Raw genomic sequence first — 24515 nt, 5'->3', positions numbered from 1 at the left:
CCTCCTGGTCGGCCACCGCTACACCTGGCGGAACAGTGCCCGAGCGTGATCCGCGGGATCTGCCCCGATCTCGGCGAACAGCTCACCGGCCAGCCGCTCATGGTCCTGGTCGGCCGGGCGGCCGGAGCCGCGCAGCGCGTGGCCCGCGATCAGATGGGCCTGGGCCGCACCGAGGCGGTAGCCCGTCTCCGTATGGACGGCCAGGGCCAGCCGCGCGTGGTCGAAGGCCCGGGCCCGGTCGTCCCGGTCGAGGTGGAGGGCGGCCAGCTCGGTGAGGCAGTGTCCTTCCAGCAGGCGCAAGCCGCTCCGGCGGGCGATCGTCAGCGCCTCCCCCGCCGCGGCGGCGGCGCTGTCGTGGTGGCCGACGTGCCGGTGCGCGGCGGCGAGGCCGACCAGCGCCTCGGCCTCGGCGTAGCCGCTGCCGATGTCCCGGGCGAGCCGCAGCGCCTCCCGGTGCTCGTCGGCGGCCTGCCGGGGGTCGCCGAGGCGGTGGCGGATCGTGGCCAGGGTGTTGCGGGCGTCGGCCTGGAAGCGCAGGTCGCCGATGTCCTGGGCGAGTCCGACGGCGGCCGCGGCCAGGTCGAGCGCCTGGGCCTGCCGTCCGGCGTCCCGGTGTACGGCCGCGAGCACGCGCAGCGCGTCCGCCTCCGGCGCCCGGGCGCCGACCTTGCGGCGCAGCTCGCGGGCCTCGGTGAGCGCGGCGAGGGCGTCGTCCAGGCGGCCGAGGACGTGATAGCACTCGCCGAGGTTGCCGAGGTGGCTGCCCTGGCCCGCGAGATAGCCGGTCTGCTGGTGGATCGCGATGGCCTGGCGGTAGTGGTCGGCCGCCTGCCGCAGCTGTCCCTGCTCGTGGTGGACGATGCCGAGGTTCGCCAGCGCCGTGGCGTGGCCGTCGAGCCACCCTGCCTGCCGGCTGAGGTCGCGCGCCCTGCCGTAGTGCTCGACGGCCGGCCGGTATTCGGTCTGGTTCCAGTGGAACAGCGCGAGGCTGAGCTCCGCGGCGGCCTCCGCGCGCCGGTCGCCGTCGGCCTGGGCGCAGAGCAGGCCCCAGCGCGCCACGGCGGGCCAGTCGACGGTGTCCCGGCGCAGGTCGAAGTAGCCGCGCAGGGCGTCCGCGAGCCGCCAGCCCGCGGCCGGCGGGCCGTGCTCGGCGGCGTGCCGGACGGCGGCCGTGAGATTGGGCCGCTCCGCCTCGATCCAGGCCGACGCCGCGGCCTGGCCCTCGAACTGGGCGGCGTCCCGCGCACCGCCCTCGCCCGCGGGCAGCCGCAGCTTGTCCGGGTAGAGCACCTTGGCCGCCGCGTCCAGCCGGCCGGAGTAGTGGCAGAACAGGCGGTGCAGGGCGGCCGTTCTGTCGGCCTCGGACTCCTCGGCGGCCGCCCGCTCGGCGGCGTACAGGCGCAGCAGGTCGTGCAACGCGTATCTGCCCGGGGCCGGTTCGTCGACCAGGTGGGTGCGGACCAGCCGGTCGAGCAGCCGGCCCGCCGCCGGTGTCTCGACACCGGCCAGCGCGACAGCGCCGGCGGCGGCCACGTCGGGCCCCGGCACCAGGCCGAGCAGCCGGAACAGCCGCCGGGCCGCGGCCGGCAGCGCGAAGTACGACAGGTCGAAGGTGGCGCGGACAGCCGCCTGCGCATCGCCGCCGACCTCCAGCATGGCCAGCCGGTCACCGGTGCGCAGGCGGGCCGCGAAGTCCTCGATGGTGTGGCCGGGATGCGTCAGCACATGGGCCGCGGCGATCCGCAGCGCCAGCGGCAGGCAGCCGCACAGCCGCGCCAGCTCGGCGACCGCCGCGGAGTCCGCCGCGGCCCGGGCGCCCAGCTGGCGGGCCAGCAGGTCGCAGGCCTCGGCGGCGGAGAGCACGTCGAGGGTGAGCGGCGCCGCTCCCTCCCGGGCGACCAGGCCGCCGAGTTGATCGCGGCTGGTGACCAGGACGAGGCTGCCGCCGCCGGGCAGCAGCTCCCGCACCTGGGCGGCGTGCTGCGCGTTGTCCAGCAGCACCAGCATCCGCCTGCCGTCGAGCAGGCTGCGGTACAGGGCGGCGGCCGCCTCGTGCTCCACCGGGATGTCCGCGGACCGCACGCCGAGCGCGCCGAGCAGCCGGGCGAGCGCGTCCAGCGGCCGCAGCGGCGCACCTGCCGCGTATCCCCGCAGGTTCACGTACAGCTGGCCGTCGGGGAAGCCGCCCTTGACCCGGTGCGCCCAGTGCACGGCGAGGGCGGTCTTGCCGACCCCGGCGGGTCCTGCGATGGTGCAGACGACCAGCTCCGCCGCGCCGCGCTCCGCGGCGGCGGGGGCCGGGAGCAGGGTGTCGAGGCGGCGCAACTCGGCCTGCCGGCCGGTGAATCCGGCCGCGTCCGCGGGCAGCTGGCGCGGCGCCATGGCTTGGCCTGCGGCGGCGGATCCGGGGCCCGCGCCGGACGCGCGGCGACCGTCCGCCGCGACGTCGCCCGCGGGTGCCTCCCGTACCCGAACCGGCTCCGCGATCCGCGGGTCGTCCGCGAGGATCGCCTGCTCCAGCTCACGCAGCCGCGGGCCGGGTTCGAGGCCGAGCTCGTCCACCAGCAGCCGCCGCCCCAGGCGGTAGGCCTCCAGCGCCTCGGCGCGCCTGCCGGACCGGTACAGCGCCAGCATCAGCTGGGCGCGCAGCTCCTCCCGCAGCGGATGCTCGCCGACCAGCCGGCGCAGCTCCCCGGCCACGTCGGCGTGCCGGCCCAGCGCCAGTTCGGCCTCGAACCGCGCCTCCAGCGCGTCCAGCCGGCACTGCTCGAGCCGGGCGGCCTCCGCCGTGACGGTCGGGCTCGGCGGTACGTCGTCCATGGCCGGCCCGTGCCACAGCGCGAGCGCCGCCGCCAGCCGGCTCGCCGCGGCGTCCGGATCCCCGTCGGCGAGCCGCCGCTTGCCCGCGTCGGCCAGCCGCTCGAACTCCCCGGCGTCGAGATCGGGTTCGTCCAGTACGAGCTGGTAACCGCGGTCACGGGTGAGCAGCCGCCTCGCCCCGTCCCGGCCGAACTGCCGCCGCAGGCGCATGACGTACCCCTGCACCACGGTCGCGGCCGTCTTCGGCGGCCGCTCGCCCCAGATCTCGTCCGCCAGCCGGTCGACGGTCACCGTGCGGCCCGCCTCGGCCAGCAGCACCGCGAGCACCACCCGCTGCTGCGGCGCGCGGACCGCCGACCACTCGGCACCGTCCCAGACCTGAAGCGGTCCCAGCACCCGAAACTGCATGCCCACCCCCGGCCGGGGCCCGGTTGTTCGCGAACGGACAATCCGCCAGCACAGCGTCAGCTTATCGCCGCCACAGCGCGGCGAGCCACGCTCGTGCCAGCTCACTTCGAGCGACAGGTCACCGCATGATTGGAGAGACGATGCGGACATCGCTGAAACGCCTCAGGCTGCCGGCCCTCGCACTCGCCCTCGGCACCGGGGCGGCCCTCCTCCCGACGACCGCGGCGGCCGCACCGGCCTCCGCGACCGCGATCCCCACCGGACAGGTCACCATCCGCCCCGTGCACTCGGAGAAGTGCCTGGACGTCACCGGCGCCAGCACGGCGGACGGCACCGTCATCCGCCAGTACGGCTGCCATGGCGGCCCGCACCAGCGCTTCACCCTCCCGGAGATCCAGCCGGGCCAGTACGGCATCCGGGCCGTGCACTCGGAGAAGTGCCTCGACGTGCCGGGCGCCAGCCCGCTGGACGGCGTGGCAATCGCCCAGTACGGCTGCCACTTCGGGCCGCACCAGCGCTTCCGCCTCCAGGAAGTCCAGCCCGACCAGTACGCGATCCGCCCGGTGCACACCGAGAAGTGCCTGGACGTGGCAGGCGCCAGCTCCGCCGACGCGACGGAGATCCGCCAGTACGGCTGCCACTTCGGGCCGCACCAGCGCTTCCGCCTCGTACCGGGCTGACAGGCGCCCCTTCCGTCGCAGCCCGCCGGGGTGAGCACCCCGGCGGGCTGCGCCGTCGGCGGCGGTCCTACGGCTGTCCTACGGCGTGCTGCCTTCCGCCTCCGGCCGCGGCACGAGGTCCAGCGCGGGGGACTGCTCGATCTCGTGCTCGGCGGAGTCGATGATGGCCAGGACCGCCGTGGCCGCCGCCTCGCCGTCGCCGCGGCCGATCGCCTCGGCGACGGCGAGATGGCGCGGGAGCGAGGCCTCCAGCGCACCGGGGGTCTCCGTACTGATGGCGAAGCTGTGCTGGAGGGCGACGTCCAGGGCGCGGCCCAGTGAGCCGAAGAGGCGGTTGCCGCTGGCGTCCAGCAGGGCGCGGTGGAAGGCGGCGTCGGCCTCGACGTAACCCGCGTGCTCCGGGTGGCGGGCGGCGGCGGCCATCCTCTCGTGCGCGTCCAGCAAGGTGCGTACGTCCCCGGGCACTCGTCGCGCAGCGGCCAGCCGGGCCGCGGCCGGCTCCACGGTGCGGCGCAGCTCCACGGTCTCGCGCAGCAGCAGCCGCGGCCCGTACTCCTGCTGCCAGCGCAGCACGTCCGCGTCGAGGTAGTTCCAGCCCGCGGGCGGCAGCACCCTGGTGCCGGTGCGCGGCCTGATGCCCAGCATGCCCTTGCCCGCGACCGACTTGACGGCCTCGCGGAGCACCCCTCGGCTCACCCCGAGCTCGGCGGCGAGCTTCTCCTCGACCGGCAGCGAGTCGCCGGGCGCGGCCTCCCCCGAGACGATCCGGCGCACCAGCTCGTCGACCGCCCACTCATGCATCGTCCGATGTCTGCGCATGAAAGTTCCTCCCGCCCCCTCGACGGCAATCATCGAATGATTTAACTTTTCCCGTCAACTGCACCTGCCAGAGCCGTACTCAGAGCCGTCCCCCCAACGAAGAGAGTGCTCGGCATGACGCCCTTCCCCCTGCGGACCCACAACCTCCCCGCCCCCGAGGTCCGCGAGCTCCCTGCCCCGCCGAAGCGGGTGTGGCCCATCATCGGCCCCGGCGTCGTAGCGGCCGGAGTCGGGCTCTCCTCCGGGGAGTTCATCCTCTGGCCGTACATCGCCTCGCAGGCCGGCCTCGTCTTCCTCTGGGGCGCCGTGGTCGGCGTGCTGACCCAGTGGTTCATCAACATGGAGGTCGAGCGCTACACGCTCGCCACCGGCGAGACCGCCGTCTCGGGCTTCAACCGGTACTGGAAGCACTGGGGCGCGGTGATGGTGGCCTTCACGTACGCCGCCAACCTCTGGCCCGGCTGGGCGACCAGCTCGGCGACGATGCTGAGTTACGTCTTCGGCGGCGACCCGGCGATCATCGGCATCTGCCTGCTGGCCGCGATCGGGGCGATGCTGACGCTCGCACCCGTGGTCTACAACGCCCTGGAGAAGCTGCTCTTCTTCAAGCTCGCCGTCGTCGCCGTCTTCTTCGTCCTGGCCGTGGTGCTCGCCGTGGAGGCCTCCAGCTGGGGCGACCTGCCCGACGGCGTCACGCACATCGGGCAGTTCCCCACTGAGCTGGGCGTGGCTGTGCTGATGGGCGCCATCGCGTACGCGGGCGCCGGTGGCGGGCAGAACCTCTGCCAGTCGAACTGGATCCGCGACAAGGGCTTCGGCATGGGCCGCTACGTGCCGCGCGTGGTCAGCCCGATCACCGGCAAGGAGGAGGCGGCCTCGACGACGGAGGCCGCGGCCGGCTACGTCTTCGACCCGGACGACCGGGAGAACATGTCCCGCTGGCACCGCTGGTGGCGGCTGGCCAATCTCGAGCAGGGCATGACCTTTGTGCTGGTCACCATCGTGACCATCGTGCTGACCTCGCTGCTCTCGCACTCCACCGTCTTCGGCATGGAGGGCCTGGCCAACGACGTCTCCTTCGTGGAGGCCGAGGGCGAGGAGCTGAAGTCCGCCGTCGGCGGCTGGTTCGGTACGACCTTCTGGCTGATCGGCGCCTTCTCCCTCTTCACCGCCGCGACCGGCATCGTGGACTACACGTCGCGGATGGCGGCGGACACCCTCAAGTCCACATACCTGCGCGGGCGGACGGTCTCCGAGAGCAAGCTGTACTTCTGGCTGGTGTGGGGCGTCGTCGCCGTCGGCGCGGCGATCCTGCTCGCCGGCTTCGACCAGCCACTCGTACTGCTGGTCATCTCCGCCTGCGTGTCGGGCGTGATGATGTTCGTGTACTCGATCCTGCTGCTCGTTCTCAACCGCAAGTCCCTCCCCCGGCCCCTGAAGATCCGCAACTACCGGATCGCGGCGCTGATCTGGGCCGTGCTGCTCTACGGCACGCTGGCCGCCCTCACCATCCGCCAGCAGTACATCGACCACTTCTGAGGTGCAACGCAGTGACTGACGTGAGTGCAGCCAAACCCGACCGCCGCAGCCAGGCCTGGTTCGGCGCCGAGGGCCGCGCCGGGATGATCTACCGCTCCTGGATGCGCAACCAGGGCTTCGGCCACGAGGTCTTCGACGGCCGCCCGGTGATCGGCATCGCGGTCAGCGCCTCCGAGCTGGCGCCCTGCAACGCCCACCTGGACCGCGTCGCCGAGGCCGTCAAGCGCGGCGTCTGGCAGGCGGGCGGCTTCCCGCTCGCCTTCCCGACGATGGCCACCGGCGAGACGCTGATGCGCCCGACCGCCATGCTGTTCCGCAATCTGATGGCGATGGAGGTGGAGGAGCTCGTACGGGCCAATCCCCTCGACGGCGTGGTGCTGCTGAGCGGCTGCGACAAGACGACGCCCGCGATGCTGATGGGCGCGGCGAGCGTCGACCTGCCGGCGGTGATGGTGACGGGCGGCCCGATGCTCAACGGGAAGTACCGGGGCCGCGATGTCGGCTCGGGCACGGCGGTGTGGCAGTTCGAGGAGGACCTCAAGACCGGGCGGATGACCCAGGAGGAGTGCTTCTTCGCCGAGGGCTGCATGGCCCGCTCGAACGGCCACTGCATGACGATGGGCACCGCCTCGACCATGGCCTGCATGGCCGAGTCGCTCGGCATGCAGCTGCCGGGCTCGGCCACGTGGCCCGCGGTCGACGCCCGCCGCTTCGAGACCGCGCAGAGCGCGGGCAAGCGCATCGTGGAGATGGTCGACGAGGATCTGCGCCCGTCGAAGGTCATGACCCGCGCGGCCTTCGAGAACGCCATCCGCACCAACGCCGCCATCGGCGGCTCCACCAACGCCATCATCCACCTGTCCGCGATCGCCGGCCGGCTGGGCGTCGACCTGTCGCTGGACGACTTCGACCGGCTGGCCCGCGAGGTGCCGACGCTGCTGAACCTGCAGCCCTCGGGCAAGTACCTGATGGAGGACTTCTGCTACGCGGGCGGGCTGCCGGCGGTCCACCGCGAGCTGGTCACGGGCGGCATGCTGCACACGAAGCAGATCACCGTGACGGGCCGCCCCATAGCCGAGAACGTCGCGGACGCCGAACGCATCGGCGACGACGTGATCACCCCGCTCACCACCCCCTTCCAGGCCGCCGGCACCGGCACCGCCGTCCTCCGCGGCAACCTCGCCCCGAACGGCGCGGTCCTCAAACAGTCCGCGGCCACCCCGGAGCTGCTCCAGCACCGCGGCCGCGCGCTGGTCTTCGACTCCCCCGAGGCGTACCACGCGGTCTGCGACGACCCGGACCTGGACGTGACCGCCGACAACATCCTGGTCATCCGCGGCGCCGGCCCCAAGGGCTACCCCGGCATGCCCGAGGTCTCCAACGTCCCGCTGCCGACCAAGCTCCTCAAGGCCGGCGTGACCGACATGATCCGCATCTGCGACGGCCGGATGAGCGGGACGGGCTACGGCACCGTGGTGCTGCATGTCGCCCCGGAGGCGGCGGTCGGCGGCCCGCTGGCGCTGGTCCGTACGGGCGACGAGATAGAACTCGACGTCGCCGGGCGGCGCCTGAACCTGCTGGTCCCGGAGTCGGAACTGGCCGACCGGCAGGCGGCGTGGACGCCACCGGCCCCCAAGCACGCCTCGGGCTACGCCTGGCTCTACACCGAGTTCGTCGCCCAGGCGGACGAGGGCGCCGACCTCACCTTCCTCCGCGGCTCACGCGGACATGCGGTGCCGCGCGACTCGCACTGACCAGCAGGGGTCATCCGCCCACCGGATTCCCCTTCACCTTGAGACAGACCCGCTCGACCCCGAGCGAGTCCCAGCCCTGCCCCTCCTTACGGGCGCGGGCACAGGTGTACTGGCGGAGGTCCCTGGTGTCGACGAGCTTGGTGATCTCGACCTCCACATCCTGCCGGTCCGCCTTGCCCTCCCCGCAGTTGGGGTCACAGTCCGTGCTCGCGGTCCAGCCGCGGGCACGGGCGGTGGCCTTGCCCCAGTCCTTCCACTCCAGGCCCTGGAGTACGAGATTGGAGCCGACGTACATCTTGCGCGGGGCGGTGTAGGGGCCGTGCCCCATGCCGGCGGCGTCGGCGCTGCCAGTGAGGATGTCGGTGTGGACACAGGCGCGCTTGTGCTGCGCCTCGTCGCAGATCACCTGGGGCTGGCCGGGCGGCTTGGGAGTGACCGTGGACGGCGGGGTGGTCGGCTTACCGTACGCAGACCAGTCGAATTTCGCCACGGCGCGCGCCAGCTGCTTGGCCTCGTACTGATGCCCCCGGAAGTTCGGGTGCATGGCAACATTGGTCCGGAACTTGCCCCTGTGAAGGATGTAGTTCCATATCGACCACAGACCGTTGAGCCACTCTTCCTCTCCGCAGAGATTGTGCCCTTCGAATCCGAGGGAGACTCCGACGTATTCGACGCCGGGAGATGTGGCCTTGTCCACCGCATCGCTGATGGTCGTGTTCAGGCGGTCCGCGACACGGCGGAACATTGCGGCGTCGTGAGCCTGGAAGGCTCCGCAGCTGTCGGCCAGCCCCGAGAGGCCACTCCACCTGCTCGGCTCTTCGAAGAGTCGCGGGTATCCCAGCACGGCGAGGTAACCGCCGTCCTCAAGTAGTTTGTCGGAGACGCGGTCGTAGATTTCGGGCAGACGTGCACCGAGTTTGTCGACCAGGACATTCATGAGGTCCTCGGTGACCGGGCAGCTACTCCTTCGCCGTTGGCTGGCCTCAAGAGGGGTGTCACCGAAGGTATTGCTGATACGGTGCAGCACGCACTGCTCAATGACATCGGCAAAGCCGATGTCATTGCCTCCAATGGTCATGGCAATCAGTCCGTACCGCTTGCCGGAGCGACTTGCTGCGGTGATCTGTTCGGGCAGATCCACCGGGTCGGGTTCGTCCTTGTCATCGACGAATCTGGACAACGCGCCGGTGCAGGCGTGGAAATCGACCGCGTCCTCGACGTACTCGTCCATCTCCGGCAATCTCGCGGCATATGGCCCGTAGGCGGAGGTCGACTGAGCGCAGGGCCCCTTGATGGTGTACATGCCTTCGCCCGACGAGTAGGAGTCCCCCAGCACCAGCATGGGCACGGGCTTCGGGGGCGGTACGTCCGGGGCCTGCGGCGCAGCCGCCAGTGGTTGCGCCGCCGAGCCCAGCAGCAGGAGGAGTGCCACACCTGCAGTCGCCAACGGGCGCCTCATCGCTCGTCCCCCACCTTCCGAAGCTCGTCCAGCCTGCCCTCGACCCGCTGCGCCGCAGTCGCCGTGAGTTTCGCGCTTCGCCGCGCCTTGCCCTCCTCGCCGACGGCGCACGACTCCACCGCCGACAGCATCGCGTCGAGCTCAGTCGTCCACAGGCGTCCCGCCACCGGATCGGGGACGCCCTGCAGCGCCCCGAGGAGCTTCTTCGCCGGATACCGGTCGCCGAGCGTCCCCCGCAGCCCCTTGCACTTCTCGCCCAGCGCGTCGCCGTCCACCTTCCCGGGCAGCCCCGCCGCGTCCCGGTGCAGCCGGACCAGGAGTGCGCCGTCACCCTTGAGGTACTTGTTCGTCGCCGCGGCGATCTTCTCCTCGGAGGGAAGTCCGGGGTCTCTGGGTGACGGCGACTTCGACCGCCCGCCTTCGTCACCCGGGGAACTGCTGTCGCACCCGCCGACGGCTAACAGCGCGGCGACCGCGCCGAGCAGCGCCCACGTACGCGGTTGACCCCTGTCCATCGACCAACCCCCATGGGTCCGTGGCGACTTGTGGCCTCCCGCACCGTGCAGCACACAGCGGAGCGGGTCAACGGCGCTCGGCCGGTCGGTACGGGATCTCCCCAATCCCTCCGCAGCATCGGACCAGGGGGCGAAGGCAGGAAATGCAGCGATCCATACCCCGGCACGAGCTCCCCCCAACCCTCTTCTTTTGAGTGATTGCCGGTCCGGTCGGAGCAATCTAGTTTCGCTGTCATGACGACCTCCCAGGAAGAAACTCTGCCCCAGCAGAGCCTGGCCACCGCCGCGGCCCGTAATCTCACGACCACCACCAAAACTCCCCCGCAGATGCAGGGGATTTCCTCCCGCTGGCTGCTGAAGATGCTGCCGTGGACCGAAGTGAAGGGCGGCACGTACCGCGTCAACCGCCGTCTCACGCACACCCTTGGCGACGGGCAAGTCGAATTCACGTCAACGGCGGGTGAAATCCGCGTCATCCCCCAGGAGCTCCGCGAACTCCCGCCGCTGCGCGGCTTTGACACCGACCCTGAGGTGCTCGAGGCGCTCGCCGGCCGGTTCCAGCAGCGTGAGCTGGCCGCGGGCGAGCCGCTGGTCACCGAGGGCACGCCGGCCGACCGGGTCATCCTCATCGCGCACGGCCGGTTCGAGCAGCGCGGCGCCGGCAAGTACGGCGACGAGACCGTGCTCGGCGTGCTCGCCGAGGGCAGCCACCTCGGCGACGGGCTGCTGCTGGGCGGCGAGTCGCCCTGGCCGTACACCGTCCGCACCCTCACCCAGCGCGGCACGGTCCTGATCCTGGAGCGCGCCGCCCTCCAAGAACTCCTGGAGAACGCCCCGGGCCTGCGCGCCCACCTGGAGTCCTTCCGCGCCATCCCGCAGCAGCGGCAGAACGCCAAGGGCGAGGCCGAGATCGCGCTGACCTCGGGCCAGGCCGGGGAGTACGACCTCCCCGGCACCTTCGTCGACTACGAGCTCAGCCCCCGGGAGTACGAGCTCAGCGTCGCCCAGACCGTGCTCCGCGTGCACAGCCGGGTCGCCGACCTCTACAACGACCCGATGAACCAGACCGAGGAGCAACTGCGCCTGACCGTCGAGGCGCTGCGCGAGCGCCAGGAGCACGAGCTCGTCAACAACAAGGACTTCGGCCTCCTCCACAACGCCGACCTCAAGCAGCGCATCCACCCGCGCTCGGGCCCGCCCACCCCCGACGACCTCGACGAACTGATCACCCGCCGCCGCTCCACCCGCTTCCTCCTCGCCCACCCGCGCACCATCGCCGCCATCGGCCGCGAGTGGAACAGCCGCGGCATCTACCCGGCGATGAGCGAGATCGACGGCCGTACGGTCCCCGCCTGGCGCGGAATCCCCATCCTCCCCTGCAACAAAATCCCGATCTCCCCGCAGCGCACCAGCTCCATCATTGCGATGCGTACGGGAGAAGATAATCAGGGCGTCGTCGGGCTGCACCAGACCGGAATCCCGGATGAAATCGAACCCGGAATGAACGCCCGCTTCATGGGAATCGACGAAAAGGCCATCATCTCCTATCTGGTGAGCACCTACTACTCGGTGGCCGTCCTCGTACCCGACGCGCTCGGAATTCTCGAGGACGTGGAGATCGGGCATTGAACCCCCTCGCAGGACCCGTCGGCCTGGGGACGGCCGCCGCGCGACTGGCCGAGGCCTTCGCGGGCGGCAGGGACGAGCCCCCGGCCCCGGCCTCGGACACCGCCGACGGGAAGGCCATCCCGGGCCTCTACCACCACCCGGCCCCGGAGCCCGACCCCGCCCGCGTGGCCGAGGTCGACCGCCGGATCAAGGTCTGGGCGGTGGAGGAGGCGGAGGTGTATCCGCCCGAGTGGGAGGACCAGTTCGAGGGCTTCGCCGTCGGGCGCTACATGGTCGCCTGCCACCCGGACGCACCCACGGTCGACCACCTCATGATCGCCGCCCGGCTGATGGTCGCCGAGAACGCGGTCGATGACTGCTACTGCGAGGACCACGGCGGCTCACCCGTCGGCCTGGGCAGCCGCCTCCTGCTGGCCCACACCGCGCTCGACCCGCTGCACACGACGAAGGAGTACGAGCCGGAGTGGATCCAGTCGCTGCAGTCGGATGCCCCGCGCCGCGCCTACAGCTCCGCCATGGCGTACTTCCTGCAGCAGGCCACCCCCGCGCAGGCCGACCGCTACCGGCACGACATGGCCCGCCTGCACCTGGGATACCTCGCGGAGGCGGCCTGGTCCGAGACCGGCGAGCTGCCGGAGGTGTGGGAGTACCTGGCGATGCGCCAGTTCAACAACTTCCGCCCCTGCCCCACCATCACCGACACCATCGGCGCGTACGAGCTGCCCGCGGACCTCCACGCCCAGCCGGCCATGCAGCGCGTCATCGCGCTCGCGGGCAACGCCACCACGATCGTGAACGACCTGTACTCGTACACCAAGGAGCTGAAGAGCCCCGGCCGCCACCTCAACCTGCCCGTGGTGATCGCCGAACGCGAGGGTCTCTCCGACCGCGAGGCGTACCTGAAGTCGGTCGAGGTCCACAACGACCTCATGCACACCTTCGAAGCCGAAGCGAAGGCCCTGGCCACCGCGTGCCCCGCCCCGGACGTGGTGCGTTTCCTGCGCGGCGTGGCCACCTGGGTCGACGGCAACCACTACTGGCACCAGACCAACACCTACCGATACCACCTGCCGGATTTCTGGTGAGAATGGACGACGCCTCGATGACCAGCAACGAACTCGCCACCGTCGATCGCACCACCGCGTTCGTGCCCGCCCCCTCATCCCCCTACCAGGGAGACATCGCCCGCTACTGGGACCAGGAGGCCCGGCCGGTCAACCTGCGGCTCGGCGACGTCGACGGGCTGTACCACCACCACTACGGCATCGGCGACGTCGACCACACGGCCCTGGGCGAGCCCGGCGACAGCGCGTACGAGAAGCGGCTGATCGCCGAGCTGCACCGCCTGGAGTCGGCGCAGACCGACGTCCTGCTGGACCACCTCGGGGAGCTCGGGCGGGACGACACTGCGGTGGACGCGGGCTGCGGTAGGGGCGGGTCGATGGTCATGGCCCACCAGCGCTTCGGATGCGCGGTGGAGGGCGTCACCCTGTCCGCGAAGCAAGCCGACTTCGCGAACCGCCGAGCCGGCGAGCTGGGCATCGGCGACCGGGTCCACGCCCGCGTGTGCAACATGCTCGCCACCCCCTTCACCACGGGGCAGGCCGCGGCCTCGTGGAACAACGAGTCGAGCATGTACGTAGACCTGCACGACCTCTTCGCAGAGCACTCCCGCATCCTGGCGCCGGGCGGCCGCTACGTAACGATCACCGGCTGCTGGAACCCCCGCTACGGCCAGCCCTCGAAGTGGGTCTCCCAGATCAACGCCCACTTCGAATGCAACATCCACTCCCGCCGCGAATACCTCCGCGCCATGGCCGACAACCGCCTCGTCCCGAACACGATCGTCGACCTCACCGCCGCGACCCTGCCCTACTGGGAGCTCAGGGCCACATCGTCCCTGGTGACCGGCATCGAGGAGGCCTTCATCAACTCGTACAAGGACGGCTCCTTCCAGTACCTGCTCATCGCCGCCGACCGCGTCTGATCTGAGGTCAGGTGGACATTCTGATCCGGCCCTCCCGGCGGGCCTGGTCCAGGAGGCCGCGGATGAGCTGACCGCCGATGCCTCGGCCCTGGTGATCGGGGTGGAGCTCGATCCGTGACAGGTAGATCTCCTGCGGCCGATGCTCGATGTGGATCATCCCGGCGTCCGGGCCATCGGCGGTGATGATCTGCCACCGGCCCGGGGTGAACGCGCGGTCGTGGAAGTCCCGCTGGACCTGCTCGTCCCAGCCCCAGACGGCTGTGACGTAGCCGCCCATGGCGGCTTTGTGCAGCTGGAAGCAGTACTCGCTGTCGGCGGCGGTGGCCGGCCGCAGGCCGACGTCCGGTCCTTCCGTCACGCCGCTGGTGTGTCGAAGTGCGCCGGGAGGGAGAGGAGTTCGCTGAGGTCCGCGCCCGGGGCGTACTCCTGCGGCTGTGTGCCCCGCCGCAGCAGGCGGGCGCCGGCGGTGATGCCGCCGAGCTGGAGTGCGTCGCCGGTGCGGCGCAGCCAGGTGCCCTCGCGGAGGCCGAGCACCGGTACGTCGTTCTCCTCCAGGAACTGCGTGAGGCGCTCCTCGCGGGTCTCGCCCATGTGGCTGCTGGCCGGGTCCGGGTCGAGGTAGTGCGGGTTGATCTGGAAGGGGACGAGGCCGAAGGCGGTGAAGCTCGGGGGCTGGACGATGGGCATGTCGTTGGTCGTACGGAGCGTCGGGCAGGCCATGTTGGTGCCCGCTGAGGAGCCCATGTAGGGCATCCCGGCGGCGGCCCGCTCGCGCACCGCCTCGATCAGGCCGTGCTCGTGCAGCGCCTTGAGCAGCCGGAAGCTGTTGCCGCCGCCGGTGAAGACGGCCTGCGCGCCGGCCACCGTACGGGCGGGGTCGCCGTCCTCGTGGACGCCGCGGACGGTGACGCCCAGCGGCTTGAGCGCGGCGGCGGCCTTCGCGGTGTACGTGTCGTGGTCGGCGAGCGCGTACGGGACGAAGACCAGCTCGGCCACGCCTGCCAGGTGGTCCGCGATCACCTCCGTCGCGTGCTCCAGGTAACCGCGGCCGGGGGCGGCGGAGTTGGACAGCAGCAGCAGGTTCATCAGGGGGTGCCTTTCCGGGCGGTTGCGGACGACGTGGGGGATGAAGCGGGGGACGACGGACGCGCGCGGCGCGGGGACAGCAGCTCGCCGATCTCCGCGGCGGCGGAGCGGAGCGGGTCGAGGAGTTCCTCGTCGGGCCCGGTGACCACGTCGTGCGGCCCGACGAGTGAGAGGGTGCCGACCGGCTGGGCGCGTACCAGCACCGGCACCGCGAGCGCCGCCGTGGCCGGATCGTACTCCCCGGTGGAGTAGGCATAGCCGTCCTGGCCGGCGCGGACCATCAGCTGCTCCAGCTCCTCCGGGTCGGTCACGGTCTCCGGCGAGAACCGCGCCATCGGCCGCCCGTACAGCAGCCCGGCCCGCTCGCCGGGGGTGAGCATCGCGAAGTACGCGCGGGAGGTGGCGCCCGCATGCGCCGGGTACAGCTCGCCGGTCAGCCGGTAGGCGCGCAGCGGCCCGCTGCCGCCGTCGGCCGTCTCCACGCAGCGCACGTGGACGTTGTCGGGTACGGCGAAGAGCACGGTGGCCCCGGTCCGTATCGCCAGCGCGCGGACGGCGGGCCGCACCAGACCCGCCATGCCGCCGTGCCGCTCCCAGGCGGTCGCCATGTGCCACACGGCAGGTCCCAGGCGGTAGCGCCTGGTGACCGGGTCGGAGACGAGAAAGCCCCGGTGCGCCAGGGCGGCCAGCAGCCGCTGGGCCACGGACTTGTCCCAGCCGAACTCGGCGGCCAGGTCCGTCACGCCCCACTCCTCACGCTCGTGCGAGAAGGCGAGGAGGACGGTGAGCGCGCGGTCGGCGGTTTGCAGCGGCGGTGCGGTCATGAGCCGCAGCGTACCGGATAGTGGATAGGCTTCTCTCAAATAGAGAAAAGGTTGTGATAGCCGGTACGCCCGGCGCAGGCTGCCACCTATCACTGCACGCTCACGCACCAAGGGAGCCGCCGTGCTGAAGCACGTGCTCGACGTCATCGACCTCCTCGACCGCCCGCAGGCCACCGGCGACCTCCTCGCCGGCCACCTGCGGTCCGTCCTGGACGCGGCCGGCCCGCTCGTCGAGGGCCCGAAGCCGGAGATCACCGTCACCCGGATCGAGGGCGAGCGCGGCGGCACCGACTTCGTCAAGGTCACCGTCCCCGGCACCCGCGGCAAGAGCGCCGGCGGCGAGGCTCCCACCCTCGGCATCCTCGGCCGGCTGGGCGGCGTCGGCGCCCGCCCGGAGCGGATCGGCCTCGTCTCGGATGCCGACGGCGCGGTCGCCGCGCTGGCCGCCGCCGCGAAGCTGCTCGACATGTACGGGCGCGGCGACCGGCTGGAGGGCGACGTCATCCTCTCCACGCACGTCTGCCCGGACGCGCCGACCCGCCCGCACGACCCGGTGCCCTTCATGGACTCGCCGATCTCCGTCCTCGACTGCAACCGCGCGGAGCTCTCCCCGGAGATGGACGCGGTGGTCTCCATCGACACCACCAAGGGCAACCGGCTCCTCAACCACCGCGGCGTCGCCCTCTCCCCCACCGTCAAGGAGGGCTGGATCCTGCGCGTCAGCGACGACCTGCTGGGGCTGCTGGAGACCGTCACCGGCGAGACCGCCCGAGTGCTGCCGATCAACACGCAGGACATCACCCCGTACGGCAACGGGGTCCACCACATCAACTCGATCATGCAGCCGTGCGTGGCCACGGCCGCACCGGTGGTCGGCCTCGCGCTGGTCACCCAGACCACGGTGGCGGGCTGCGCGACGGGCGCCAGCCATGAGCCGGACATCGCCGCGGCCGCACGCTTCGCGCTGGAGGCCGCGAAGGACTTCGGGCGCGGGGTCGCGCGCTTCCACGACCCGGCGGAGTTCGACCGGCTGGTGGAGCTCTACGGGCCGATGACCCAGCTGCAGGCGCCCACCCCACGGAGCACCCCATGACCACTTCACAGTCCGCGCCCCAGGCGACCGCGCCGCCGGAGCACCCCCGCGCATTCGAGCCGGTGACGCTCATCGTCACCATCGTCCTGTCCGTGCTGGGGTCCGTGATCGGCCTGGTGCTGATCACGACCCTGGGCATCGCCCCCAACACCTCCGTCATCGGCGCCCTGCTGGCGATGCTGATCGGCCGGATCGCCGTCGCGGGGCTGAGCCGGATGCGCAGCCGGCACCGGCAGAACCTGGTCCAGTCCGCCGTCTCCGGCTCGACCTTCGCCGCCGCGAACTCGCTCATCACGCCCATCGCGGTGCCGTTCCTCATCGGCCGCCCCGACCTGGTGTGGATCATGCTGCTCGGCGCCGTGCTCGGCCTGGCGGTGGACAGCTGGGTGCTCTACCGCGTCTTCGACTCCCGCCTCTTCCCCGCCTCGGCCGCCTGGCCCGCGGGCATCGCCGCGGCCGAGACGATCAAGGCGGGCGACGAGGGCGGCAAGAAGGCCGCGGTGCTCGGCATCGGCGCCGTCGTCGGCTTCGTCGGGGCGATGTTCAAGCTCCCGACGTCGGCCGCGGGCGTGGCGTTCCTCGGCAACATCTGGGCGCTGCTGATGTTCGGCCTCGGCCTGCTGGCCGCGCAGTACGTGCCGACCGCCTTCGGCTACGACCTGACCGCCAACTACGTCCCGCACGGCGTGATGATCGGCGCCGGGCTGGTGGCGCTGGTGCAGGCGGTGCTGCTGATGCGCGACCGCTCCGCGCAGCGGCAGCCCGAGGCGCAGTCAGCCGTGGACACCAGCGACAGCGAGGCGCACGACCCCGGCTTCCGCACCGTAGACGCCCAACGGCTGCGCCGCGGCCTCCTCGAGGGCATGGTCCTGTTCCTCGTCGGCGCCATCGTCGTCGCCGCCGGCGGCGGCATCGCGGCCGACATGGGCGGCCTCGGCCTGGTCGCCTGGGTGCTGCTGGCCGGTGTGGCCGCGCTGGTGCACCAGCTGATCGTGGGCCTGGCCGCGATGCACTCCGGCTGGTTCCCGGCCTTCGCGGTCACGCTGATCTTCCTGATCCTCGGCCTGGTGCTGAGCATCCCGATGATCCCGCTCGCCCTGCTGGTCGGCTACTGCGCCTGTACCGGACCGGCCTTCGCCGACGTCGGCTTCGACTTCAAGGCGGGCTGGCTGCTGCGCAGGGACGGCGTGCCGTGGCGCCCGTACGAGATGGCGGGCCGCCGCCAGCAGTACCTGTCGCAGCTGGTCGGCTTCGCCGTGGCGATCGTCATCGTCGCCATCGCGTGGAAGCCGTTCTTCTCCGACGGCCGGGTCCCGCCGGTCGCCCAGGTGTACGTCGACACCATCAAGACCGGCCTCACCGACATGCACGCGGTGGGGATGATGCTCCTGTGGGCGATCCCCGGTGCGCTGGTCCAGCTGCTGGGCGGCTCAAAGCGGCAGATGGGCGTGCTGCTGGCCACCGGTTTGCTGGTGGCGACCCCGCAGGCGGGCTGGCTGGTCCTGGCCGCGCTCGCCGTCCGCTTCGGCTACACCCGGTGGCGCCGCGCCCAGGCCAGGGCCGCGGCCCGTACGAAGGAGGAGCAGGACGCCGCCGCCGAGGCCGCCGACAACGATCTCGCCCTGGTCGGCGCCGGCTTGATCGCGGGCAGCTCCGTGCACGATGTCGGCCAGATCTACAAGGCGGTGTGAGCGTGTCCACAGCAGAAACCGAGCCCCGGGGCGTCCTGGGTCTGGTGAGCATCGGCCAGGCCCCGCGCACCGACCTGACCCCCGACATACTGCCGCTCACCGCCGGGCTCCGGCTGGCCGAGCACGGCGCGCTCGACGACGACCGGTTCGACGGGCCCGACGCCGATGCCGTACGGGCCGCCGTCGGCCCGGTCCCCGGCGAGGCGCCGCTGATCTCCCGGCTGCGCGACGGCGGTTCCGCCGTCCTCGGCCACGAGGCGCTCGCGCCGCGGATGGCCGCCGCCGTGGCGCGCGGCGAGGCCGAAGGCGCCGACGTCACGCTGCTGCTGTGCACCGGCCACTTCCCGCCGGTGCCCGCCTCCCGCCCGCTGCTGTACGCCGAACCGCTCGTCCAGCACGCCGTCCGCGCCCTGGCCGGCGCGGACCCGGTCGGCATCGTCTGCCCGCTGCCCGCGCAGCAGGAGGACGTCGCGGCCCGCTGGGCCCGGCTGCTGCCGGGCCCGGTGACCGCCGCTCCGGCCGACCCGTACGGGGCGGCCGCGGCGGACAGCTGCGCAGCGGCGGCGCGGCAGCTGGCCGCGGGTGGAGCGCGGTGGCTGGTGCTGGACTGCATCGGCTACACCGAGGAGATGCGCGCGGCCGCGGCCCGCGCCACCGGCGTCCCGGTGCTGCTGGCCCGCGCCCTCGCCGTACGCCTTGCGGCGGAGGCCGCCATGTCGGCGGCGCGCGGCCGCAGCTGAGTGGTGCGGGAGACGATTCACTGAGCTGGACAGGACCGGCCGTCAATGGCCGACATCGTGATCGCCCGCCTCGACCAGGCCGCTTTCGTACGCGAAGATCACGATCTGCACGCGGTCGCGCAGCCCGAGCTTTGTGAGGATGCTCGAGATATGCGACTTCACCGTGGCGGCGCCGATGACGAGCTGCCCGGCGATCTCCGCGTTGCTCGCGCCCCAGGCCACGGCGGTCATGATCTCGCGTTCCCGGCCGGTGAGCCGTTCCAGGCGGGCCGCGACGGCCGCGTTGACAGCGCGGCGGGGCGCGAAGCGGTCGATGAAGCGCCGGGTGATCGAGGGGGCCAGCAGAGTCCCGCCCTCGGCCACGGTGCGTACGGCGGTGCCGAGTTGTTCGGGAGGGATGTCCTTGAGTACGAAGGCGCTGGCGCCGGAGCGCAGCGCCTTGTAGACGTACTCATCCGGGTCGAACGTGGTCAGGATCAGCACCCGGGCATCCCAGTCGGCCTCCGCCAGGATCCGGGAGGTCGCTTCGAGGCCGTCCATCTCCGGCATGCGGATATCCATGAGGATCACGTCCGGCCGGTGCCGGTGTGCCGCCTCGATCGCCTCGAGACCGGTGCCCGCCTCGGCCACCACCTCGATGTCGGGGTGGATCCGGAGGATCATGACGAAGCCCCGCCGTACCAGCGCCTGGTCGTCGGCCACGACGACGCGGATGGTCACGAGGGCTCACCTTTGACGGGCAGGTAGGCGGTGAGCCGGAAGCCGCCGGCGGGGCGCGGCCCGGCATCGAGATGCCCGCCGAGCAGGTGGGTCCTTTCCCGCATGCCGACGATGCCGTGGCCGGGCGGGCGCTCGTGCCCGGCAGGCGCGGCAAGGGCGGCGGCCCCGCGGCCGTCGTCGGTCACCTCGATCGTGAGGCCGTCGGCCGCTCCGGTCAGGCGCACCTCGGTGCGGGTGCGCGGTCCGCTGTGCTTGAGCACGTTGGTCAGGGCCTCCTGGACGATGCGGTACGCCGAGAGGTCGACGCGGGCCGGGAGCGGGGCGGCTATGCCGTTGCTGACCGAGAGGTCCAGGCCCGCCTCGCGCACCTCGGCCACGAGCCGCGGCAGATCGGCCAGCCCGGCCCGGGGCCCGAGGCCGTCGCGCCCGGCCTCCGGCCGTAACACGCCCAGCAGATGGCGCAGTTCGTCCAGCGCCTGGCGGCCCGCCTCCTCCACCGCCGCCATCGCTTCCAGGGCGCCCTGCGGGTCCTCGGCGGCCACCATGCGGGCCGCACCGGCCTGCACCGTCATCATGCTCACCCGGTGGGCGACCACGTCGTGCAGTTCACGGGCGATGTGGGTGCGCTCCTCGGCCACGATCCGCCGCGCCGCCGCGGCCCGCTCCTCGACCAGCCGGACGGCCCGGCCGGCGCGCAGCCGCAGGCGCCGGCCGAGGTACCAGACCCCCGCCATGACGAGAGCGCTGAAGAAGACCTCCCCGCCCGAGGAGTTGAGGAGGACGCCGTCGATGGTGAGGCCGACGATGGCCGCGGCGATGCCGAGCGGGCCCCACCGGCTGTCGTCGGCGTGCCGACCGGCGCTGTACAGCGCGACGAGCACCATGACGCCCAGCGTGGAGTAGCTGCTGCCCAACGTCGGCGCCCACATGGCCAGCACCACGTACACGACCGCGACAGGACGCGTACGGCGGACATAGATGGCCGCGGCGGCCACCAGGACGAGCAGCGGGGCAGGGTGGAGAACGCCGGCGGCCGGGCGGACGACCAACGAGTTCTCCGGGCCTTCCTCGAGGAGCGCCACCCACAGGAACAGCGCCACCGCGAGGACGGCGTCCGCGCCCCGCGGCCAGCGCGTGAACGGGCCGCGGAATCTGCCCGGCACGCCGCGGCCCGGCGTCTCGGCGTGCAGCGCGCTGCGCTTCATCGTCACTCCAACGAGAGGCGGCCGGGGCCCGGTTGCAGATCATTCGGGCGCATCGGGCACGTCATCCTAATTCGGCCCCGACGCACCGTCACCCGCCGTCGGACGGATCCGGTCCTCCGCCGCGGGCAGGAGGCGCGGCCCTGTTCTCCCCGCCGCACGCGGGAGGGCCGGACCCGCCGTGCGGCGGGAGACGGCGCCGGTGCCGGCGCCCACGATGGACCTGCCCTTTTCGCCGCTTTACAGGGAGCTGACGTCATGAACCGACTCACGCGCCGGATCGGCGATGCGAGCGCCCGCCGGCCTTGGGTGACCATCGCCGCCTGGCTGGCCGCGCTGGCCCTCGTGCTGCCCCTGGCCGGCCTGGCCGCCGGTCCGTTCGTCGATGACCTCGTGGCTCCCGGCAGTCAGAGCGAGGAGGCCATGGAGTTACTCGAGGAGCGCTTCCCCGAGGCGTCCGGGGGCACTGCCGTGGCCGTCTTCGCCGCACCGGAAGGCGACCGGGTCGAGCGACATCGGCCTGCGATCGAGGCCGCCGTCGCCCGGATCGACGATGTGGAAGGGGCCGCCGCGGTCACCGACCCCCTCAGCGCCGGAACCGTCTCGCCCGACGGGCGCACCGCATACACCGAAGTCGCCTTCGACGTGCCGCCGATGGAGGTGGACCCGGAGGAGATCGATGCCCTCAACCGGGCGATAGCACCGGTGCGCGACGGCGGCATCGCCGCCGAGCTCGGCGGCGACACCGTCTTCATCAACGCCGAGACGCCGACCTCGGGCGCGGAGGCGGCGGGTCTGCTCGCCGCCCTGCTCGTCCTGGTGATCGCTTTCGGTACGGTGGCAGCCGCCCTGGTCCCGATCGCCCTGGCTCTCGTCACCGTCGCCGCCGGACTGGGCAGCATCACGCTGCTGGCCCATGCGATGGACGTCTCCACCGCCGCGCCCACCATCGGCGCGATGATCGGCTTGGGCGTCGGCATCGACTACGCCCTCTTCATCGTCGCGCGCTACCGCGAGAACCATGCCGCAGGCCAGGAGCGCTCCACCGCGCTGTCGAACGCCATGGGTTCGTCGGGCGCGGCCGTTGTGTTCGCCGGCGGCACCGTCGTCGTGGCGATGACCGCGCTCGCGCTGACCGGCCTGGGTTTCCTGACCTCGATCGGCCTCGCCACCTCGCTGGTCGTGGTGTTCGCCGTGGCGACCGCCCTGACCCTGCTGCCCGCCCTGCTGACCCTGCTCGGCGACCGCGTCCTGAAGGCGCGGCGCTCCCGTACCCGCATGGTGAAGCGGGCCGAGGGGACGGCATGGTGGCGGTTTGCCCACCGGGTCTCGGGCCGGCCGTGGCCGTACCTGCTGGTGGCATCGGCGGTGCTGCTGGCGCTGGCCGCACCCGCCCTGCGCATGGAGACGGGCTTCCCTGACGCGGGCAACGACGCGGCCAACACCACCCATCGTCGCGCCTACGACCTGCTGGCGGAGGGCTTCGGGCCGGGCTTCAACGCCCCGCTGCTGATCGTCGCCGACCTCCGCGGCTCCGGCGTGGACGCCGGGGGCATACCCGAGCTGTCCCGCCGCCTCGCCGATGACCCCGGCATCGCATCGGTCGGCGAGCCGCGCTTCTCCGCGGCGAAGGACACCGCCGTGCTGCCCGCGCTCCCGACCACCGCCCCCGCGGATCCCGCGACCTCCCGCACCCTCGACCGCATCCGCGGCGCCGTCCCCGGCAACGTCGCCGTATCGGGCCTGACCGCCATGACCGACGACCTCACCCGGCAGCTCTCCGACACGCTGCCGGTCTTCATCGCCGCGATCCTCGTGGTGTCGTTCGTGCTGCTGATGCTGGTTTTCCGATCCGTCGTGGTGCCGCTCAAGGCCGCCGTGATGAACCTGCTGTCCATCGGCGGCGCGTACGGCGTGGTGGTGGCCGTCTTCCAGTGGGGCTGGCTGGGATGGCTGTTCGGCGTCGACGAGACCCTGCTGATCGCCTCCCCGATGCCGACGATCTTCTTTGCGGTCCTCTTCGGCCTGTCCATGGATTACGAGGTGTTCCTGCTCTCGCGCATCCGCGAGGCATACGACGCGACAGGCGACGCCAAGGAGGCGGTGGCGCGCGGCATGGCCGTCACCGGCCGGGTCATCACCTCGGCGGCGCTGATCATGACGGTGGTCTTCCTCAGCTTCGTCGTCAATCCGTCACCGCTGATCAAGATGATGGGCCTGGGCCTCGCGACGGCCGTCGTGCTCGACGCCACGATCGTCCGGATGGTGCTCGTACCCGCATCCATGGCACTGCTCGGCCGCGCCGCCTGGTGGCTGCCCCGCTCCGGTTCATGGCTGCACGCCTCTTGTCGCCGCCCGCCGGGCCGGACTACGGTCGCTGCCCAGTCAGTCGATGCGTATCGACAGCATCGACACCCCGCCGAGGAGGTGCCAGGGCATGGCGACCAGCCGTGATGTGGCCCGCCTTGCGGGTGTCTCGCAGAGCACCGTTTCGTACGTGATGAGCGGGCGTCGCTCGATCTCGGCCGAGACCCGGCGGCGGGTCGAGGAGGCGATGGTCGCGCTGCGGTTCCAGCCGAACGCCGGGGCTCGCGCGCTGGCCAGCCGCCGCAGCAGCGTGGTCGGGCTGATGGTGCCGTTCGCGCCGGGGGCCGACACCGGCGGCGTGCTGCCGTTCATCGAGACCATCGCCAAATGCGCCCGCGCCGAGGACCACAACGTGCTGCTGGTCACCGAGGAAGAGGGCGCCGAAGCGGTGGAGCGACTCGCCGGGCAGGCGCTGTGCGACGCGCTGGTGCTGATGGACGTCGAGGCGGCGGACGAGCGTGTCGCGGTGGCGGCCGCGCTCGACCTCCCGGTGATCCTGATCGGCGTGCCCGAGGATCCGGGCCACCTCCCGTGCGTGGACGTGGACTTCGAGCGCGCCGGGCAGCTGGCGGTGGACGAGCTCGCCGCGTGCGGGCACCGGCGGATCGTCCAGCTGGGCTATGAACGCCGGTCGGTGGAGCGCGACGTGAACTACGTCCGCCGCTTCCACCGCGGCGCCGAGGCCGCCGCCCGGCGGCACGGCATCCCGTACGCCCAGGTCACCCCTGAGGACGCGGGACACGCGGCCGTCGAGGCCGCGCTCACAGAGGCGATGGCCCATCACGACGGCACCGGCGACCTCGGCCTGGTGGTCCCCGAGGGGCGGCTCTCCTCCGCGGTGCTGACCGGCCTCGCGGACCGCGGCCTGACCCCGGGCCGCGACGTGTCCGTCATCGCGCTCTGCACCGATGACTCCGCGGAGACGACCCACCCCGCCGTCACCAACGTCTCCTTGGAGCCGCGAGAGGTATCGCGCAGGGCGATGCGCACCCTCTTCCGGCTACTGGCGGACGACCCCTCAGAGCCGCCCGGCATCGACCTGGTCCAGCCCCGCCTCACCAGACGCCGCACCACCCTCCCCCACCCCCACTGACCCCACCCGTCCCCCACCAACCGCCTTCCGGGATCCGGACGACGCCCCCCGGAAGGCCTTCGCACCACGTCTGTCGATACGTATCGACA

The 24515-nt window shown here is 72.1% G+C and carries 19 protein-coding genes and 1 pseudogene; 11 read left to right on the top strand and 9 right to left on the bottom strand.

Annotation, left to right across the window (positions count from 1 at the left end; all coding sequences use genetic code 11):
* Positions 1–18: 18 nt before the first annotated feature.
* A complete protein-coding gene (locus tag ACNNMR_RS38395; protein ID WP_419999341.1) occupies positions 19–3216 on the bottom strand; it encodes an AfsR/SARP family transcriptional regulator in 3198 nt (1065 codons plus the stop codon).
* A gap of 152 nt (positions 3217–3368) precedes the next feature.
* Between ACNNMR_RS38395 and ACNNMR_RS38390 the strand changes: the two genes are divergently transcribed.
* On the top strand, positions 3369–3908 hold the full coding sequence (locus ACNNMR_RS38390; protein WP_419999340.1) for an RICIN domain-containing protein: 540 nt from the start codon (positions 3369–3371) through the stop codon (positions 3906–3908).
* Positions 3909–3986: 78 nt separating this feature from the next.
* Here the strand turns inward: ACNNMR_RS38390 and ACNNMR_RS38385 are convergent, their stop codons facing one another.
* Positions 3987–4727 carry a FadR/GntR family transcriptional regulator gene (locus ACNNMR_RS38385; protein WP_419999339.1) on the bottom strand — a complete coding sequence of 247 codons (741 nt, stop codon included), beginning with the start codon at positions 4725–4727 and terminating at the stop codon, positions 3987–3989.
* 114 nt (positions 4728–4841) lie between these two features.
* On the opposite strand from ACNNMR_RS38385, the gene ACNNMR_RS38380 reads away from it, so the two are divergent.
* Together ACNNMR_RS38380 and ACNNMR_RS38375 are read left to right on the top strand one after the other, a co-directional pair.
* Positions 4842–6266: an Nramp family divalent metal transporter gene (locus tag ACNNMR_RS38380; protein ID WP_419999338.1), complete on the top strand. Its 1425-nt coding sequence runs from the start codon at positions 4842–4844 to the stop codon at positions 6264–6266.
* Positions 6267–6277: 11 nt separating this feature from the next.
* A complete protein-coding gene (locus tag ACNNMR_RS38375) occupies positions 6278–8020 on the top strand; it encodes an IlvD/Edd family dehydratase (RefSeq protein ID WP_419999337.1) in 1743 nt (580 codons plus the stop codon).
* 10 nt (positions 8021–8030) lie between these two features.
* Here the strand turns inward: ACNNMR_RS38375 and ACNNMR_RS38370 are convergent, their stop codons facing one another.
* Positions 8031–9452: an SGNH/GDSL hydrolase family protein gene (locus tag ACNNMR_RS38370; RefSeq protein ID WP_419999336.1), complete on the bottom strand. Its 1422-nt coding sequence runs from the start codon at positions 9450–9452 to the stop codon at positions 8031–8033.
* A 23-nt stretch (positions 9453–9475) separates the two neighbouring features.
* Positions 9476–9994: a hypothetical protein gene (locus ACNNMR_RS38365; protein ID WP_419999335.1), complete on the bottom strand. Its 519-nt coding sequence runs from the start codon at positions 9992–9994 to the stop codon at positions 9476–9478.
* Positions 9995–10228: 234 nt separating this feature from the next.
* Here ACNNMR_RS38365 and ACNNMR_RS38360 point away from each other — a divergent pair, with 234 nt between their 5' ends.
* The 3 genes and pseudogenes from ACNNMR_RS38360 to ACNNMR_RS38350 all read left to right on the top strand — a co-directional run bounded on the left by ACNNMR_RS38360 (position 10229) and on the right by ACNNMR_RS38350 (position 13610).
* The gene (locus ACNNMR_RS38360; RefSeq protein ID WP_419999334.1) at positions 10229–11623 is read left to right on the top strand and encodes a family 2B encapsulin nanocompartment shell protein; all 1395 of its coding nucleotides are present in this window, start codon (positions 10229–10231) and stop codon (positions 11621–11623) included.
* 5 nt (positions 11624–11628) lie between these two features.
* Positions 11629–12708 (top strand): annotated as a pseudogene (locus ACNNMR_RS38355) (family 2 encapsulin nanocompartment cargo protein terpene cyclase); the annotation flags it as partial.
* A gap of 17 nt (positions 12709–12725) precedes the next feature.
* The gene (locus tag ACNNMR_RS38350) at positions 12726–13610 is read left to right on the top strand and encodes a geranyl diphosphate 2-C-methyltransferase (RefSeq protein ID WP_419999333.1); all 885 of its coding nucleotides are present in this window, start codon (positions 12726–12728) and stop codon (positions 13608–13610) included.
* A 7-nt stretch (positions 13611–13617) separates the two neighbouring features.
* On the opposite strand, the gene ACNNMR_RS38345 is transcribed toward ACNNMR_RS38350, so the two are convergent.
* Genes ACNNMR_RS38345 through ACNNMR_RS38335 form a run of 3 tightly spaced genes read right to left on the bottom strand, consistent with a single transcriptional unit; the run spans position 13618 to position 15520 of the window.
* Positions 13618–13968, bottom strand: a complete 351-nt coding sequence (locus tag ACNNMR_RS38345) for a GNAT family N-acetyltransferase (protein WP_419999332.1) — start codon at positions 13966–13968, stop codon at positions 13618–13620.
* Positions 13965–14696 carry a dipeptidase PepE gene (gene pepE, locus ACNNMR_RS38340; protein WP_419999331.1) on the bottom strand — a complete coding sequence of 244 codons (732 nt, stop codon included), beginning with the start codon at positions 14694–14696 and terminating at the stop codon, positions 13965–13967. The genes ACNNMR_RS38345 and pepE overlap by 4 nt, the downstream gene beginning before the upstream one ends.
* On the bottom strand, positions 14696–15520 hold the full coding sequence (locus ACNNMR_RS38335; RefSeq protein WP_419999330.1) for an IclR family transcriptional regulator: 825 nt from the start codon (positions 15518–15520) through the stop codon (positions 14696–14698). Before ACNNMR_RS38335 ends, pepE begins: the two co-directional genes overlap by 1 nt.
* Before the next feature lie 121 nt (positions 15521–15641).
* Between ACNNMR_RS38335 and ACNNMR_RS38330 the strand changes: the two genes are divergently transcribed.
* The 3 genes from ACNNMR_RS38330 to ACNNMR_RS38320 are packed head-to-tail and all read left to right on the top strand — an operon-like array spanning position 15642 to position 19044.
* Complete coding sequence (locus ACNNMR_RS38330; protein WP_419999329.1) at positions 15642–16613, top strand: DUF1177 domain-containing protein; 972 nt, start codon at positions 15642–15644, stop codon at positions 16611–16613.
* Positions 16610–18304, top strand: coding sequence for an OPT/YSL family transporter (locus tag ACNNMR_RS38325; RefSeq protein WP_419999328.1), 1695 nt, complete (start codon positions 16610–16612; stop codon positions 18302–18304). The genes ACNNMR_RS38330 and ACNNMR_RS38325 overlap by 4 nt, the downstream gene beginning before the upstream one ends.
* A gap of 2 nt (positions 18305–18306) precedes the next feature.
* Positions 18307–19044 carry an AroM family protein gene (locus ACNNMR_RS38320; RefSeq protein WP_419999327.1) on the top strand — a complete coding sequence of 246 codons (738 nt, stop codon included), beginning with the start codon at positions 18307–18309 and terminating at the stop codon, positions 19042–19044.
* A 42-nt stretch (positions 19045–19086) separates the two neighbouring features.
* Here ACNNMR_RS38320 and ACNNMR_RS38315 read toward each other — a convergent pair whose 3' ends face one another.
* Together ACNNMR_RS38315 and ACNNMR_RS38310 are read right to left on the bottom strand one after the other, a co-directional pair.
* The gene (locus tag ACNNMR_RS38315; protein ID WP_419999326.1) at positions 19087–19764 is read right to left on the bottom strand and encodes a response regulator; all 678 of its coding nucleotides are present in this window, start codon (positions 19762–19764) and stop codon (positions 19087–19089) included.
* Positions 19761–20969 carry a sensor histidine kinase gene (locus ACNNMR_RS38310; protein WP_419999325.1) on the bottom strand — a complete coding sequence of 403 codons (1209 nt, stop codon included), beginning with the start codon at positions 20967–20969 and terminating at the stop codon, positions 19761–19763. The genes ACNNMR_RS38315 and ACNNMR_RS38310 overlap by 4 nt, the downstream gene beginning before the upstream one ends.
* Before the next feature lie 255 nt (positions 20970–21224).
* Here ACNNMR_RS38310 and ACNNMR_RS38305 point away from each other — a divergent pair, with 255 nt between their 5' ends.
* Entirely contained in the window at positions 21225–23420 is a 2196-nt protein-coding gene (locus tag ACNNMR_RS38305) for an MMPL family transporter (RefSeq protein ID WP_419999324.1), read from the top strand.
* Positions 23404–24426, top strand: a complete 1023-nt coding sequence (locus ACNNMR_RS38300) for a LacI family DNA-binding transcriptional regulator (protein WP_419999323.1) — start codon at positions 23404–23406, stop codon at positions 24424–24426. Before ACNNMR_RS38305 ends, ACNNMR_RS38300 begins: the two co-directional genes overlap by 17 nt.
* Positions 24427–24515 lie beyond the last annotated feature (89 nt).

Source organism: Streptomyces boninensis, assembly GCF_048572725.1.
In the GTDB taxonomy this organism is placed as follows: Bacteria; Actinomycetota; Actinomycetes; order Streptomycetales; family Streptomycetaceae; genus Streptomyces; species Streptomyces boninensis.
Note: the sequence above shows the minus strand (reverse complement) of the source record. Positions and strands in the feature narration are given on the sequence as shown.

What these genes read in the sequence shown, in the direction of transcription:
- ACNNMR_RS38390 (WP_419999340.1), top strand. Translation starts at nt 3,369, where the DNA reads ATGCGGACATCGCTGAAACGCCTCAGGCTGCCGGCCCTCGCACTCGCC.
- ACNNMR_RS38385 (WP_419999339.1), bottom strand. Translation starts at nt 4,727, where the DNA reads ATGCGCAGACATCGGACGATGCATGAGTGGGCGGTCGACGAGCTGGTG.
- ACNNMR_RS38380 (WP_419999338.1), top strand. Translation starts at nt 4,842, where the DNA reads ATGACGCCCTTCCCCCTGCGGACCCACAACCTCCCCGCCCCCGAGGTC.
- ACNNMR_RS38365 (WP_419999335.1), bottom strand. Translation starts at nt 9,994, where the DNA reads ATGGACAGGGGTCAACCGCGTACGTGGGCGCTGCTCGGCGCGGTCGCC.
- ACNNMR_RS38360 (WP_419999334.1), top strand. Translation starts at nt 10,229, where the DNA reads ATGACGACCTCCCAGGAAGAAACTCTGCCCCAGCAGAGCCTGGCCACC.
- ACNNMR_RS38350 (WP_419999333.1), top strand. Translation starts at nt 12,726, where the DNA reads ATGACCAGCAACGAACTCGCCACCGTCGATCGCACCACCGCGTTCGTG.
- pepE (WP_419999331.1), bottom strand. Translation starts at nt 14,696, where the DNA reads ATGAACCTGCTGCTGCTGTCCAACTCCGCCGCCCCCGGCCGCGGTTAC.
- ACNNMR_RS38335 (WP_419999330.1), bottom strand. Translation starts at nt 15,520, where the DNA reads ATGACCGCACCGCCGCTGCAAACCGCCGACCGCGCGCTCACCGTCCTC.
- ACNNMR_RS38325 (WP_419999328.1), top strand. Translation starts at nt 16,610, where the DNA reads ATGACCACTTCACAGTCCGCGCCCCAGGCGACCGCGCCGCCGGAGCAC.
- ACNNMR_RS38310 (WP_419999325.1), bottom strand. Translation starts at nt 20,969, where the DNA reads ATGAAGCGCAGCGCGCTGCACGCCGAGACGCCGGGCCGCGGCGTGCCG.
- ACNNMR_RS38305 (WP_419999324.1), top strand. Translation starts at nt 21,225, where the DNA reads ATGAACCGACTCACGCGCCGGATCGGCGATGCGAGCGCCCGCCGGCCT.
- ACNNMR_RS38300 (WP_419999323.1), top strand. Translation starts at nt 23,404, where the DNA reads ATGGCGACCAGCCGTGATGTGGCCCGCCTTGCGGGTGTCTCGCAGAGC.